Origin of the sequence: Leifsonia soli (assembly GCF_013408745.1) — a bacterium.
Classification (GTDB): domain Bacteria; phylum Actinomycetota; class Actinomycetes; order Actinomycetales; family Microbacteriaceae; genus Leifsonia; species Leifsonia soli.
In genome coordinates, this window is record NZ_JACCBJ010000001.1 from 596327 (window position 1) to 609803 (window position 13477).

The 13477-nt window shown below is 70.5% G+C and carries 14 protein-coding genes and 1 other RNA gene; 5 read left to right on the forward strand and 10 right to left on the reverse strand.

Annotation, left to right across the window (positions count from 1 at the left end; genetic code table 11):
• The first annotated feature begins 27 nt into the window (after positions 1-27).
• Positions 28-422, forward strand: a transfer-messenger RNA (tmRNA) gene (gene ssrA, locus BJ963_RS02920).
• Positions 423-479: 57 nt separating this feature from the next.
• Here the strand turns inward: ssrA and BJ963_RS02925 are convergent.
• The 3 genes from BJ963_RS02925 to BJ963_RS02935 form a co-directional block, all read right to left on the reverse strand.
• Positions 480-1904, reverse strand: coding sequence for a DUF2252 domain-containing protein (locus BJ963_RS02925; RefSeq protein ID WP_343037218.1), 1425 nt, complete (start codon positions 1902-1904; stop codon positions 480-482).
• A 16-nt stretch (positions 1905-1920) separates the two neighbouring features.
• Positions 1921-2286 (reverse strand): META domain-containing protein, encoded by a 366-nt coding sequence (locus BJ963_RS02930; protein ID WP_179454494.1) that lies wholly within the window; start codon positions 2284-2286, stop codon positions 1921-1923.
• 63 nt (positions 2287-2349) lie between these two features.
• Positions 2350-3345, reverse strand: a complete 996-nt coding sequence (locus BJ963_RS02935; RefSeq protein ID WP_179454497.1) for an SLAC1 family transporter — start codon at positions 3343-3345, stop codon at positions 2350-2352.
• Between the two features lie 303 nt (positions 3346-3648).
• Between BJ963_RS02935 and BJ963_RS02940 the strand changes: the two genes are divergently transcribed.
• Genes BJ963_RS02940 through BJ963_RS02950 form a run of 3 tightly spaced genes read left to right on the forward strand, consistent with a single transcriptional unit; the run spans position 3649 to position 6684 of the window.
• Entirely contained in the window at positions 3649-4149 is a 501-nt protein-coding gene (locus BJ963_RS02940; RefSeq protein WP_179454499.1) for a DUF6325 family protein, read from the forward strand.
• A gap of 1 nt (position 4150) precedes the next feature.
• Positions 4151-4306 (forward strand): hypothetical protein, encoded by a 156-nt coding sequence (locus tag BJ963_RS02945; protein ID WP_172824199.1) that lies wholly within the window; start codon positions 4151-4153, stop codon positions 4304-4306.
• 11 nt (positions 4307-4317) lie between these two features.
• Positions 4318-6684, forward strand: a complete 2367-nt coding sequence (locus tag BJ963_RS02950; protein ID WP_179454501.1) for an arylsulfatase — start codon at positions 4318-4320, stop codon at positions 6682-6684.
• Positions 6685-6748: 64 nt separating this feature from the next.
• Here the strand turns inward: BJ963_RS02950 and BJ963_RS02955 are convergent, their stop codons facing one another.
• The 5 genes from BJ963_RS02955 to BJ963_RS02975 all read right to left on the reverse strand — a co-directional run bounded on the left by BJ963_RS02955 (position 6749) and on the right by BJ963_RS02975 (position 10800).
• A complete protein-coding gene (locus BJ963_RS02955; protein ID WP_179454504.1) occupies positions 6749-7417 on the reverse strand; it encodes a copper resistance protein CopC in 669 nt (222 codons plus the stop codon).
• A 4-nt stretch (positions 7418-7421) separates the two neighbouring features.
• A complete protein-coding gene (locus BJ963_RS02960) occupies positions 7422-8156 on the reverse strand; it encodes a YcnI family copper-binding membrane protein (RefSeq protein ID WP_179454506.1) in 735 nt (244 codons plus the stop codon).
• A gap of 101 nt (positions 8157-8257) precedes the next feature.
• On the reverse strand, positions 8258-8875 hold the full coding sequence (locus tag BJ963_RS02965) for a hypothetical protein (RefSeq protein ID WP_218857006.1): 618 nt from the start codon (positions 8873-8875) through the stop codon (positions 8258-8260).
• Positions 8876-8956: 81 nt separating this feature from the next.
• Positions 8957-9787, reverse strand: a complete 831-nt coding sequence (locus BJ963_RS02970) for an alpha/beta fold hydrolase (protein ID WP_179454508.1) — start codon at positions 9785-9787, stop codon at positions 8957-8959.
• On the reverse strand, positions 9784-10800 hold the full coding sequence (locus tag BJ963_RS02975) for an adenosine deaminase (RefSeq protein ID WP_179454510.1): 1017 nt from the start codon (positions 10798-10800) through the stop codon (positions 9784-9786). Before BJ963_RS02975 ends, BJ963_RS02970 begins: the two co-directional genes overlap by 4 nt.
• An 80-nt stretch (positions 10801-10880) precedes the next feature.
• On the opposite strand from BJ963_RS02975, the gene BJ963_RS02980 reads away from it, so the two are divergent.
• On the forward strand, positions 10881-11336 hold the full coding sequence (locus BJ963_RS02980; RefSeq protein WP_179454512.1) for a ribosomal maturation YjgA family protein: 456 nt from the start codon (positions 10881-10883) through the stop codon (positions 11334-11336).
• On the opposite strand, the gene BJ963_RS02985 is transcribed toward BJ963_RS02980, so the two are convergent.
• Positions 11239-12219 (reverse strand): NAD(P)H-quinone oxidoreductase, encoded by a 981-nt coding sequence (locus BJ963_RS02985; protein ID WP_179454514.1) that lies wholly within the window; start codon positions 12217-12219, stop codon positions 11239-11241. The genes BJ963_RS02980 and BJ963_RS02985 overlap by 98 nt on opposite strands.
• A complete protein-coding gene (locus BJ963_RS02990; RefSeq protein ID WP_179454515.1) occupies positions 12219-13475 on the reverse strand; it encodes an ABC transporter permease in 1257 nt (418 codons plus the stop codon). The genes BJ963_RS02985 and BJ963_RS02990 overlap by 1 nt, the downstream gene beginning before the upstream one ends.
• Positions 13476-13477: the final 2 nt, after the last annotated feature.

Below are 13477 nucleotides of genomic sequence, written 5' to 3' on the forward strand. Positions count from 1 at the left end.
CAGCGACCCGGCCGACAGGCCGCGCATGGGGATGATCGGTTTCGACATTGTCTGCGTGACTGTGAGAAGCGGGTCGAGGATGCATGGTTATCTCGTTAACGATCCATGCGAAAAAATAAGTGCCAATAACAAGAGCACTGTCTCGGCCAAGGCCGACTTCGCCCTCGCGGCGTAAGTTCACCTCCGCCATTTGAGAGACCGTCAGTCCGGGAATCGTTCCCTACCCGGATCCTGGCGTCAGCTAGGGGACTTGCTTCTGCGTTGAGCATCAGGGCGCAGAGGGACTTCCACTGATACTGGGTCCGTCGGAGCAGGTGCCAATGACAAGCTCCGGGACCGAGAAAGCGACTTCATTGGCTACGCCCGTAGAAGGCACATGACCACAGCAGTGGACGGGGGTTCGATTCCCCCCATCTCCACCATTCGGTCGCTGTCACGCGTTGTTCAGATCCGTGTGGTTCCGGGGAAAGTGAGGCCGCCTACTCCACCCGGGACGCCGCAGGATCGAGGCTGTCCGGCGCTGTCGGTGAGAACCGGCCGTCGGCCACCGCCTGGCGGACGGTCAGATAGTCCGCGTACGCCTGGTCCGCGTAGGCGAAGGCCCAGGCGACGACCGCGGCGTCGAATGCCGTGCCGCCGCCGAGGTAGCCCGAGATGAACGGAGCGTCGGGCGACTGGGCGTGGGCGCGCGCGAGGACGGTGCCGCAGGCGTCGACGTAGTCGGCGAAAGGCCGGAATCCGAGCGTCTCCGTGTCGATGGACACGTTCTGGTCGCGGAACTGCCGGATGTAGTACGCATGCCCGTCCTGCGTGACATAACCGAGGAACGGGTCGCTCACGGCTTGCAGCACGCGCTGGTTGGCGACGACACGGTGACCGTGCTCGGCGGAGTGGGCGTGATCGTCGAAAGCGGGAGCGCATCCCGCGGGAGCACCGCCGAACTCCACGACGACGGACTCGGTCGCTTCCTTCACCTGAAGCACCAAGGACTCGCCGGCCGGCCCCGAGAGCACGATGATGTAGCACCGCGTCCCCACGCTGCCGACGCCGACGACCCGGCGCACGGCATCCGTCGCGGTGTACTGGGACAGGAGCAGCGCGATGTCGGCGGGGACGGTGGTGGCGTACTCGCGCGCGATCGCGAGCACCCTGCGCTCGGTCGCCTCGGGGATGTGGGTGAGTCGTGGCGGACTCTCGATGATCGCCGTCGTGCCGTCGGGGGCGCGTTCGGTGATCTTGCGCACCACCCGCTCCGACGTGCGGCGGGAGGCCTCCGCGATCGCGCGGTCGAGCACCTTCTGCGAGCTCGCTGCCCGCCGGCCTCCGCGGACGTCCGCGCGCAGGTAGTAGCGTTCCAGCGCGCCCAGCCCGGTGAACTGCCTCATCGCCGTCCGGTACGCGGCCGCCGCCTCGGATGCCGCCCTCTCGGCCTTCGCCTCCGAGAATCCTCGCTGGCGCGCAGCGATCACCACGCTCGTGACGAAGCGCTTCACATCCCACTCCCACGGCCCGTAGGCGGCCTCGTCGAAATCGTTGAGGTCGAAGACGAGCCTGCGCTCCGGCGAGGCGAAGATGCCGAAATTGGCGACGTGCGCGTCGCCGCAGATCGTCACGTCGATGCCCGTCCGGGGTCCGTCGCGCAGGTCGGCCGCCTGGATGGCGGCAGAACCGCGGTAGAAGGCGAAGGGGTTCTCGGTCATCCGCTCGAGGCGGAGCGGGATCAGCTCCGCGACGCGGTGCTCGTGCTGCCGACGGAGGACGCCGACGGGATCGCGATCCTTCGCCGGTGCATACGTCGCATGGATGCTGCGCGGCACCCGCTCGCGAGCCCGCCTTCCCGCGTCGTACAGGCCGGCTGCGGACCGGACTGCGTCGTGATCGAAGCGGAGGCGACCGGAGTCCACAGAACTCATCCCCGGCTCAGCGCCGCTGGAGGGTCCCGATCTTGGTATCACCGGATCGATAGACGGTGAGGGTGTTGCCGTCGACCTTCGCCGTTGCGGCGAGGTTGAGCCACGGGGTGACTCCCTCGCACGCCTTCAGCGTCGAGGCGAAGGGCCCGAACGTGAACGTGTCGCCGGAGATGCTGCCCTGACCCTTGAGCGGGTTGCAGCCGTCGGTACCCGAGAAGGAACCATCGGACGTGATGGTCAAGGAGGGCTTCCCGGGTGCGACCTGACCCCAGTCGCCGGTGAACGAGGAACCGGACGAGGAGCACCCAGCGAGGACGATCATGGTTGCAACGGCAGCGATGGAGAATCCCGCTCGCGCGAATCGAGTGCTCATGCCCAGACCCTAGTGGAGCGGGTTCCCGCGCGACCAGATCCGAGTCCCACCGCCCACGTCGGCTCATCGCCGTTCCACCGCATCGTCCGCGTGCCGAAGCGGGATCTCGGCGCGCATCACGCCTCGGCGGACACGCGTCACCAGAAGGAGTGAGCCCACGGCGACAGCCAGTATCACGCCCGTGACGATGACGACGAGGCCCCACGAGACGACCTGCCAGCCGGGGAATGCGGCGAGGGAGGCCCACTCGATGCCGTAGGCGCCGGCGGCCGCGATCGGGAACGTGAACGACCAGAAGCCGAGCGTGAAGGTGAGCCTGCGATAGCGGGGGAGGAGCGCGAGTTGTTGCAGCGCCATGAGCACCAGCAGCCCCAGAAGCACGGTGGAGACGAGGTCGGCCTGCTCGCCGTTGATCGTGAACCAGGCGGTTCCGGCCACGGCGGGTGGTGCGAGCAGGATCGCGCAGGTGGGCGTGAGCGCGTCGGGAAGAGCGGCGAAGAACGCCAGTCTCGCCAGGAGCACGGTCGAGATGACGATCCAGAAGAAGACGCCGACGCCGAAGGCTCCGATCGCCATCCCGGGCAGACCGATCCTGGACGACGTGGTCGCCGCGATCAGGCCCGCCGCCACGGTCGGCAGCAGGTAGCCGCCGTGGAACGCCTCAGGGGGCAGGCTGCCGCTGTGCCAGAACGCCAGCACCCAGCCGGCGAACGCCGCGGCGACGATGATCGCAACGATGACGACGACGCTGCCGGCGATCGGCGTGAAGCGGTACAGATCGGCGCCGAGCAGCATCCCGACGACAGGGACGAGCGCGGCGATGGGGCCCTGCGCGGGATGCCTCAACTGCTGTCGCAGGGTCTCGGCGCTCCTGGCGCCGCGGCGCAGGTGCGCGACGATGAGCCAGATCCAGGAGACGGCGACGACCACCCAGAGTGCCTGCCCGATGGGTTCCGGGACGCCCAGGAGGCGGGCCGCCACGGTCCAGATGGTGGCGAGCCCGGCGAGGCCGAAGGCGATCGCGAGGGTGTTGAGCGGGATGCGCTGCGCGGCGCTCATCACTGCGCCGCCGACGACAGTTCTTCATCGATGCGGAGTACGGCGAGTTCGCGATGCCCGCCGATCGGAGCCCTGGCCATTCGTTGGTCCCTTCGACGATCACCGGTTGCGGCGATGGAGTACGGAATGTGCCCGCGGTGGCCTCTGTGCGATGGTCGCGGTCACGAGGGGACGGTATCGCCTCCGCCCGGTCGTGCGCGACATCGGGCGGCTTCCCGCAGCCCTCGAGTACTGCCTGTCCACGGTGGGACCTTCCCTGCGACACTGACCCCGGAAATGACCGGACCAGTGAGAGGGACACCCATGACCGACGACAATGACTCCGTCGCCCCGATCGATTTCGTGATCATCGAATTCCCGCCGGGGCAGCAGAATTTCTCCGGCGAGGTGATCGACGAGCTCCTGGCGCTCGTCGACGCCGGCACCATCCGCCTCGTCGACGCCATCGTGCTCGTCAAGGACGAGGACGGCTCCGTCGAGGCCGTCGAGCTGTCCGAGCTGCAGGGCCCGTCGGCCCTCGCGACGCTCGCGGAGCAGCTCGCCGACTTCCTCGCGGAGGCGGACATCGCGACCCTGGCCGAGGCGATGGAGCCGGGCAGCGTCGCCGGCGCCATCGTCTACGAGAACGTGTGGGCGGCTCCGTTCGCGGCCGCCGCACGCAGGGCCGGCGGGCGGCTCATCGCGGATGGGCGCATCCACAGCCAGGACATCGCCGACGCCCTGGAGGCGGAGGCCGAGCTGGAGGCCGCAGAGGACTTGGAACAGCAGGAACAGCGGAAAACGCAGGAAGAGCAGGGAGTCTGAGATGTTGAGACCAGCACGAGTGGGGCGCGTCGGCGTCGTCCGCGCCCCCGTCGCCAAGGCCGCCGTCGTCACGCGCGCCGTCACACCGGGCCCCGCGCCCGTCGCAAAGGCCGCCGTCGTCGGCGCCGCCCTGACCCCGCGCCGCCGGCGCATCTGAGAGGAGCCGTCATGACCGTCGACCGCGCAGCGCGCAGCGTCCTCCCCATCCCGGACCGCCCGGCGCCCGGGCTCACCACCTACGACGCGAAGGATCCGGAGACGTCGTACCCGCCGATCACCCCGCTGCGCCCGCCGGAGGGCGCGCCCAACGTTCTGGTGATCCTGCTCGACGACGTCGGGTTCGGGGCATCCAGCGCCTTCGGCGGCCCGTGCGCCACGCCGAACGCCGAACGGCTCGCCGCGAACGGCCTGAAATACAACCGGTTCCACACGACCGCGTTGTGCGCGCCGACGCGGGCAGCCCTGCTCTCCGGGCGCAACCACCATTCGGTGGGCATGGGCAGCATCACGGAGACCGCGACCTCCGCGCCAGGCAACAGCTCGCTGCGGCCGAACACCAAGGCGCCGCTCGCGATGACCCTGAAGCTGAACGGGTACTCCACGGCGCAGTTCGGCAAGTGCCACGAGGTGCCGGTGTGGCAGTCGTCGCCGATGGGACCGTTCGACGCCTGGCCGTCCGCCGGAGGCGGTTTCGAGACCTTCTACGGCTTCATCGGCGGAGAGGACAACCAGTGGGACCCGGCCCTCTACGACGGAACGACCCCCGTCGAGCCGCCCGCCACTCCCGAGGAGGGATACCACCTCACGGAGGACCTCGCCGATCACGCCTCCACGTGGATCCGGACGCAGAAGGCGCTCATGCCGGACAAGCCGTTCTTCGTGTACTTCGCGCCGGGAGCGACGCACGCGCCGCACCACGTGCCGAAGGAGTGGGCGGACAAGTACGCCGGGAAGTTCGCCGGCGGCTGGGACGCGCTGCGCGAGCAGACCTTCGCCCGGCAGAAGGAGCTCGGGGTGATCCCGGCCGACGCCGAGCTGACCCCGCGCAACGCGGAGATCCCGGCGTGGGACGACATGCCGGAAGAGCTGAAGCCCGTGCTGGAGCGCGAGATGGAGGTCTACGCCGGGTTCCTCGAGCACACGGACCACCAGGTCGGACGGGTGCTCGACACCGTCGAGGACCTCGGGATCCTAGACAACACGCTGATCTTCTACATCATCGGCGACAACGGCGCATCGGCCGAGGGCACGCTGAACGGCGCTTTCAACGAGATGGCGAACTTCAACGGGATGGCGGCCCTCGAGACGCCGGAGTTCCTGCTCTCCAAGATGGACGAGTTCGGCAGCCCGAGCTCGTACAACCACTACGCCGTCGGCTGGGCCTGGGCGATGGACACGCCGTTCCAGTGGACGAAGCAGGTCGCATCGCACTGGGGTGGCACCCGCAACGGGACGATCGTGCACTGGCCGGAGCGCATCACCGACAAGGGTGGTCTGCGGTCGCAGTTCACGCACTGCATCGACGTCGCGCCGACGGTGCTGGAGGCCGCCGGGCTCCCGGAGCCCACGTTCGTGAACGGGGTGCAGCAGTCGCCGATCGAGGGCACCAGCATGATCTACAGCTTCGACGCCGCGGACGAGCCGGAGCGGCACGAGCTCCAGTACTTCGAGATGTTCGGCAACCGCGGCATCTACTTCAAAGGCTGGAGCGCCGTGACGAAGCACCGGACGCCCTGGAACCTGCTGGGCGGCACCGTCCCGGCCTTCGACGACGACGTGTGGGAGCTGTACGACGGCAGCACCGATTACAGCCAGGCGCGCGACCTGTCCGCTGAACAGCCGGATCGGCTCCACGCGCTGCAACGGCTCTGGCTGATCGAAGCGGTGAAGTACAACGTGGTCCCGCTCGACGACCGCACCGCCGAACGGATCAGCCCGCAGCTGGCCGGGCGGCCTGTCCTCGTGCAGGGGAACAGCCAGCTGCTGTATCCGGGCATGGGGCGGCTCTCCGAGAACAGCGTCATCAACCTCAAGAACCGATCCTTCTCGGTGACGGCCGAACTGGAGATCCCGGACGGCGGGGCCTCCGGGGTCGTCGTGGCCCAGGGCGGCCGGTTCGGCGGATGGGCGCTGTACCTGGTCGACGGGGTCGCACGGTTCACGTACAACGTCCTCGGCATCCAGCTCTTCACGACAGAGGCCGGGGAGCCCGTTCCAGCGGGGACGCGGCAGGTCCGGGCCGAGTTCGCCTACGACGGCGGCGGTCTTGCGAAAGGTGGGAACCTCACGCTCTACTACGACGGCCGCGAGGTCGGGTCCGGCCGGATCGCGGTGACCCAGCCCATGGTCTTCTCCGCCGACGAGACGACCGACGTCGGCTACGAGGCGGGGACCCCGGTGTCGCCGGACTACACGACCGCCACGAGCAGGTTCACTGGACGCATCCGCTGGGTGCAGCTCGATGCCGGCCTGGACGACAACGACCACTTCATCGACGACGACGAGCGCCTGCGGGTGGCGATGGCTCGGCAGTGACGCGGGGGGAGTGGAGGCTCCGCGCCGGCGGACGACGGTCGGGTCGTCCGCCGGCGCGAAGCGGTCAGACGGTTCCGTCCGCTCCCGGGCCGCCGCGGTGCTTGCGGCCCGTGAGCACGACCACGAGCACCCCGATCAGGGCGAGCACCACGATCCCGACACCGATGCCGATCACCAGCCCGATGCTCCCGGAATCGGAGGCGGCGCTCGCCGCGGGGGCGGGCGTCGACGTCGCGGCATCGGTGCTCCGTCCACTCGCTGCTGCGGCCCCGGCCGCGCACGCGGGCGGGCCAGCGCTGCCCGGCGCAGCGGTCGCCCCCGCCGGCGGCTGATAGGTGAACGGGATGGTCCCGGAGACGGTGTGCCCGTCGGCCGAGACGATCTGCCACCTCAGCGTGTACGGACCCGGCGCACCGAGGGCCACCGGAGCCGTGACGGTGCGGTCGGCGATGGCCGGGCATCCCGTCTCGTAGTGGCGGTTCGCCGTGTCGGTGACCTGCACCAGTGATGACGAGCCGTCGCCGGCGAGGTCGAGCACCCGGTCGTTGAAGGTGAGGGATGCGCTCTCGAGCGGCGTCGACTGGGTCGAGCCGGCCGACGGCGTGCTCTGCACGAGGTAGTCGTGGGCGTCGGCCGCCGTGGCCGGGATCACGGCGAGCAGGGCAGCCAGCGCGACTCCGGTCAGGGCGGAGAGCGCCGTCGGCCGCGGCCGACGACGTGGTGCCGAGGTCACGGTCTCAGCCCCGCGGAGCCGTCGCGGTGCCGCGACGGGTGAGCGCGAACACCGCCACGATGAGCGCCGCCGCTCCCAGCGCCAGGCCACCGATCCCGAGACCGATCGCGACGGCGTTGCCCGCCGCGGAGGTCGCCGCCGGGGCCGGTGCCGTCGGTGCGCTCGTCACCAGCGGCCCGGCGGCGCCGTCCTCCGCGGGCGGCGCGTCGTCGATGTACAGGGTCGGGGCGGGGTGCTCCGGCTCCTTCCCATCGGCCGGCGTCTTCTCGTCCCAGTCCACGACGGTGCCGTCCGAGTACGTCTGGTGGGTGGGCAGCAGCACGCTGCCGGTGTCGGGCACCGCTCCGGCCGAGATCACGAACTGCTGGAACTCGCCGGGCGCGACCTGGACGCCCGGGTCGGCGGTCCAGGTCACCTTCACGGGCGCCTCGGTGATGGTTCCGTCATCCGTCTTCACCGGCTTCGGGAGCTTCTCGGTGACGACCTGCGTCGTCCAGCCGGTCAGGGGCTGGTAGGAGACCGAGGTGAACGGGGTGTCGGTGGGGAGGTCCACTTCGAGCTTCACCGTGCCGGCGGTGGCCGACTCGGTGGGCACCTTGAAGGTGAGGGTGGCGTAGCTGCCGGGCTGCGCCTGGTCCGGGTTCACCCGGACGTGGGCGCTGGCGGCCAGGGGGAAGGAGAGGGCGAGGGCGGTCGCGGCCACGGTGGCGGCGGCGCCCAGGAGGAAACGCGTGTTCATGGGATGGGTCCGATTCTCGACCGCGGACAGCGGTCGGGTAGGCAGGTGGATGGGAAGGACCGCGAACGCGGCAGACCTCTGCCCGGCGAGGAGCGGAATGCTCAGGCCGGGCCCATCAGTGCCGGGGGACCCCGGTGGCGGAGACGGCCGAGCACGATCGTGCGGGCCGGAAGGACGACCGGGACGGTCTCGACGCGCATCGGCGGCACAGGGACGTCCACGACGGCTGCGACGACCAGGAGCCGTCGCAGCGAGAACGCGGTGAACTCGGACACGGCGGTGAAGACACGCTCGCCGTACCGGAGCGCGAGAACGGTCAGGACGGCCGCGCCGGCGTGGGCCAGCCACATCCACGGTCCGCCCAGCGACATGGCGGCCATCGGAACGGACGGCATCGGAACGACGCCGTCGGTGACCATCGTCAGGTGCGATCCGGGATGGAGGTGGCCGGTGGCGCCCGCGAAGTGCGCGGACGGGCTCAGCGAGAACAGCGCGTGGAACAGGAACTGGCTGAGCCCGACGGAGGAAGCCGAGCGCCACAGGGCGGACCGCTTCCCGGCGAGGACGATGCAGCCGAGCCCGGAGAACACCAGGCTCAGCGTCAGCGCCACCGCGCTCGGCGGAAGGCCGCCGCCCGCGACGTGGAACAGCGCGGCGACGAAGGTCGCGAAGCCGGCGGCGATGAGGCCGCGAGCCACACGTGCGCTGCGCGTAGACATGTCACTCCGTCGAAGGTGGGGGCGGTTCGAGTCTACCCACAGGGGATGCGGCGGCCGGTCCGTCCGAGGACGGGCTCGCAGCTAGGCCGGCGTCTGGGCCAGCGCCCAGTCGAGCGTCACGCCGAGGGCCGTCAGGACCGAGACGTGGCCGTCGCGCGGGCGGATCCAGAGCTCGGCGTCGGGGAGGCGTTCGAGGAGGGATGCGGCGTGCTGGGGAGGGACGACGCGGTCGGAACCGCCCTGCACCAGGAGGACGGGAGGCCGGACGGCGCGGAGGTCGAACCCCCACGGCGACACGTAGGCGAGATCGTCGTCGACCTCGCCCGCGGGCCCTTCGGCGGCCCCAGCGCCCGCGTCGGCGCCGAGCGGGCCCCAGTCCGCGTTCAGCGTGTCGTAGTCGCGTGAAGTGAACGACTCCGGGTCGAACTCCGCGGTCTCGGCGTAGGCGAGGCGGGTCTCGCGGCCGGAGAGGGCGGCGCGCAGGGCGCCGGGGGATGCCATCCCGGAGAACCAGTCCGGGGAGCGGTCGAAGGGAGAGAGGCCCGCGAGCGTGACGATCGCGGTCACCCGGGCGGGGTCGAGGACCCCCAGCGCCAGAGCGTGCGGGCCGCCGCCGGATGCGCCGACCGTCACGAACCGCTCGACGCCGAGCAGGTCGGCCACGGCGAGGACGTCGAGAGCCGCGTCGGCGATCGATCGCCCCGGACGGACGTCCGAGCCGGGGTAGCCGGGACGGGTGACGGAGACGACGCGCATCCCGCGGGCCTCGGCCGCGGCGGCGACCGGCGCGATCACGGCGCCCGTCTGCGGAGTGCCGTGATGCCAGACGAGCACGGGGGCGCCGGGCGCGCCCCCGGTGTCGAAGAAGCGGAGCGCACGGCCGTCCGCCGTCCGGACATCCCGCCGGGTCATGCGCCCCAGCCGTCCAGTTCGGCGAGGAGCTCGGCCTTCCGCTCGTCCGACGCGAACGAGGCCTCGATCGACGTGCGGGCGAACCGGCGGGCCTGGTCCGCGGTGAGGCCCAGGGCATCCCGCACCGCGGCGAAATTCTGCCCGGCGTAGCCGCCGAAGTAGGCGGGATCGTCCGAGTTGACCGTGACGCGGACGCCCGCCGCATCCAGCCGGTGCAGGGGGTGGTCTCTCAGGTCCGGGGTCGCGCGCAGCCGCACGTTCGAGAGCGGGCACACCGTGAGCGGGATGTGCTCCCCGGCGAGCCGGGCCACCAGCTCCGGGTCCTCGATCGAGCGGATGCCGTGGTCGATCCGCTCGGCGTGCAGCAGGTCGAGCGCCTCCCGCACATACGCAGGCGGGCCCTCTTCGCCGGCGTGCGCGACGGCATGCAGGCCCGCGGCGCGGGCGCGGGCGTACACGTCCTCGAACAGCGACGGCGGATACCCCACCTCGGCGGAGTCCAGCCCGACGCCGACGATCCGGTCCGTTCGGCGGAGCCCGGCGGTCAGGGCCTCCTCGGCCGAGGCGACCGGCTGATCGCGCAGGAAGCACAGGATGAGACCGCCGGACATCCCGAACTCGCGCCCGGCCTCGTCCAGGGCGTCGCCGATGCCGTCCACCACGTCGTCGAACGCGACGCCGCGCGCGGTGTGCGCCTGCGGGTCGAAGAACAGCTCGGCGTGCCGGACGCCCTGCGCGTGCGCGCGGCGGAGGTACCGTCTCGTCAACTCTGCGAAGTCCTCCCGCGTGCGCAGCACGGCCATCGTCGCGTAGTACAGGTCGAGGAACGACTGCAGGTCGTCGAAGTCGTACTGCGCCGACAGTTCCTCGACCGTCGCATAGGGCAGGTCGACGCCGTTGCGGGCCGCGAGCTCGAAAGCGAGCTCCGGCTCCAGCGTCCCCTCGATGTGGAGGTGCAGCTCGGCTTTCGGGAGGGCGTACAGGGCGTCGTCGGTGAGGGCGTCGTCGGTCATGCTCCGATCCTCCCACCGACGGACCGGGTTGCGTCGCGGGGATGACGCGGCACCTCCGTGCGGCCCGTTAGCCTCGCACAATGGGAACAGGTCGGCGTCGCATCCTCCTCGCAGCGGTGGGCGTCGCACTCGTCGTCGTCGGGCTCGCGGTGGCACGCGGGATGGACGGAGCGGTCGCCGCCTTCCTCGGCGATGCGCTGTACGCGGCCCTGATCGTCGTGGCGATCGCGTTCCTGGCCCCGCGGGCGCCCGCGCGGCTCGTGACCCTGGTCGCCTTCGCCATCTGCGCCGCCGTCGAGCTCTTCCAGCTGACGGGCGTGCCCGCGGCGCTGGCGGATGCGGTACCCGCCGTCGCGCTCGTCCTCGGGACCACCTTCCAGTGGACCGACCTGCTCGCCTACGCGATCGGCGCGATCGCGGCCGGAGCGGTGGATGCGGTCAGCCGACGCGCAGCAGGATCTTCCCGCGGTGCGCCGACGACTCCATCCGCCGGTGGGCGGCCGCCGCATCCTCCAGGGGGAACACCGAGTCGATGACCGGGCGCACGCGCCCGTCGGCGAGCAGCGGCCAGACGTTCGTGCGCACCGCGGCGATGATCGCCACGCGCTCGGCGAGCGGCCGGGCGCGCAGCGTCGTGCCGTGGATGCTCGCCCGCTTCCGCATCAGCAGACCCATGTCGACAGCGGCCGGCGTGCGGTCGCGCACGGCGATCGAGAGAATGCGGCCGCCGGTCGCGAGGGCGTCCAGGTCGCGCGCGATGTAGTCGCCGCCGACGATATCGAGCACCACATCCACCCCGCGACCGTCGGTGAAGGCGCGCGCCGCCTCCACGAAGTCCTGCCGCCGGTAGTCGAAGGCGGCCTGCGCGCCCACCTCCCGGCAGAACGCCGCCTTCTCCTCGCTGCCCGCGGTCGCGATGACCTCCGCGCCGAGCGCCCGGGCGAGCTGGATGGCCATGGTGCCGATGCCGCTCGACCCGCCGTGGACGAGCAGGGTCTCACCCGCCGCGAGCCGGCCGAGTTCGAACACGTTCGACCACACCGTCGCCGCGACCTCGGGAAGCCCGGCCGCCTCGACCAGGTCCACCTGGTCCGGCACGGGGAGCACGAGCCCCGCGTCGACCGTCACCAGCTCGGCGTATCCGCCACCGGGCAGGAGCGCGCAGACCCGGTCGCCGACGTTCCAGGCATCGACGCCGTCGCCGACCGCGTCCACGATGCCCGAGACCTCGAGTCCCGGCCAGTCGGGCGCACCGGGCGGCGAGGGGTAGTACCCGCGGCGCTGGCTCAGATCGGCGCCGTTGAGGCCTGCGGCGGTGACGCGGATGCGCACCTCTCCGGCGGCGGGCACCGGATCGGGGCGTTCGGCGAGAGTCAGCACCTCCGCATCGCCGGGCTCGGTCACCACCACAGCGCGCATCAGGCGCCTCCCGCCGACCGCGTCGGCTCCGCGCGCTCCGTGCGGCGGCCCAGCACATCCCGGATCCGCACCTTGCTGGAGTACTCGATCGACCCGTACCGGAACAGCCGGACTGCGATGCGCAGCACGACCACCGAGAGCACGAACAGCTCGACGATGATGATGATCGCCTGCCACAGCGGCAGCGACCCGAACGCGTTGAGGATCAGCGCCGTGATCGGCGCGGTGTACGGGAAGTACGCGAGCAGCTGCACGATCGGCGAGTTGGGGGAGCTGATGGCGAAGCCGGAGGCGTACAGGGGGATGACGACGGCGAAGATCACGACGGAGAACACCGGCGCCGCATCCTTCGCCGTCGGCATCACCGCTCCGACCGCGACCAGCGTCCCGGTGAACAGGGCGAAACCGCCGATCAGGATCAGCGCACCGACGATCATCTTCTGCGGATCGAACACCAGCCCGCTCAGGTCGAAGTTCGGCAGCTGCAGCTGGTCGCGGAAGAACAGGTACCCGATGAGCATCGGCAGCGCGAACACCGCCAATTGGATGATGCCGATCGCGAAGAGGGAGATGACCTTGCCGAGCAGCAGGTTCGTCGGGTTGATCGTGGTCAGGATCATCTCCGTGACGCGGTTCTCCTTCTCCTCGAGCGTCGAGTTCAGCATCTGGTTGCCGAGGAACACGATGACGATGAAGAAGGCGGCGAGGAACACGAGGGCCGGCAGGATCGCCTCGAAGCCGGGCGCGCGCTTGCCGTCGGCGAACGTCGTGGTCGAGGTCTTCACGTCACCGCGGAGCACCGCGACATCCGTCGGGCTGTCCAGCTTCTGCTCGACGCTCGCCGACAGGAGCGACTCCGCGACGGCCGAGTACTTGCTGTTCTGGAACACGCCGGAGTCCTCGCCGTACACGCGGACGGTCTGCTTCGCGGGATCGGCCGGGTACGCGAAGTAGGCCGGCGTCCCGCCGATCTGGACCTCCTCGACGCCCTCCGCCTCCGACGTGATCCGCGTGCCGCCGTACTCCTTGGCGATGGTCGCGTCGATCAGACCGGAGTCGTCGGTATAGAGGAACTCGAAGCGGGAGTTCTTCTGCTGGTCGGCGGTGTTCGCGGTCGACACGTTCGACGCGATGATCAGGCCGCCGAGGCCGAACACCAGGATCGGGATGATGAGGGTGATCGCCCAGAACCGCCGCTTCGTGATGGTGCGGCGGAACTCGAACGAGATGACGGTGCTCAGGTTGTGGCGGGCCATGG

Excerpts from the sequence above, each read along its gene's own strand:
- BJ963_RS02930 (WP_179454494.1), bottom strand. The coding sequence starts at position 2,286 with ATGAGCACTCGATTCGCGCGAGCGGGATTCTCCATCGCTGCCGTTGCA.
- BJ963_RS02935 (WP_179454497.1), bottom strand. The coding sequence starts at position 3,345 with ATGAGCGCCGCGCAGCGCATCCCGCTCAACACCCTCGCGATCGCCTTC.
- BJ963_RS02940 (WP_179454499.1), top strand. The coding sequence starts at position 3,649 with ATGACCGACGACAATGACTCCGTCGCCCCGATCGATTTCGTGATCATC.
- BJ963_RS02945 (WP_172824199.1), top strand. The coding sequence starts at position 4,151 with ATGTTGAGACCAGCACGAGTGGGGCGCGTCGGCGTCGTCCGCGCCCCC.
- BJ963_RS02950 (WP_179454501.1), top strand. The coding sequence starts at position 4,318 with ATGACCGTCGACCGCGCAGCGCGCAGCGTCCTCCCCATCCCGGACCGC.
- BJ963_RS02960 (WP_179454506.1), bottom strand. The coding sequence starts at position 8,156 with ATGAACACGCGTTTCCTCCTGGGCGCCGCCGCCACCGTGGCCGCGACC.
- BJ963_RS02965 (WP_218857006.1), bottom strand. The coding sequence starts at position 8,875 with ATGTCTACGCGCAGCGCACGTGTGGCTCGCGGCCTCATCGCCGCCGGC.
- BJ963_RS02970 (WP_179454508.1), bottom strand. The coding sequence starts at position 9,787 with ATGACCCGGCGGGATGTCCGGACGGCGGACGGCCGTGCGCTCCGCTTC.
- BJ963_RS02975 (WP_179454510.1), bottom strand. The coding sequence starts at position 10,800 with ATGACCGACGACGCCCTCACCGACGACGCCCTGTACGCCCTCCCGAAA.
- BJ963_RS02980 (WP_179454512.1), top strand. The coding sequence starts at position 10,881 with ATGGGAACAGGTCGGCGTCGCATCCTCCTCGCAGCGGTGGGCGTCGCA.
- BJ963_RS02985 (WP_179454514.1), bottom strand. The coding sequence starts at position 12,219 with ATGCGCGCTGTGGTGGTGACCGAGCCCGGCGATGCGGAGGTGCTGACT.
- BJ963_RS02990 (WP_179454515.1), bottom strand. The coding sequence starts at position 13,475 with ATGGCCCGCCACAACCTGAGCACCGTCATCTCGTTCGAGTTCCGCCGC.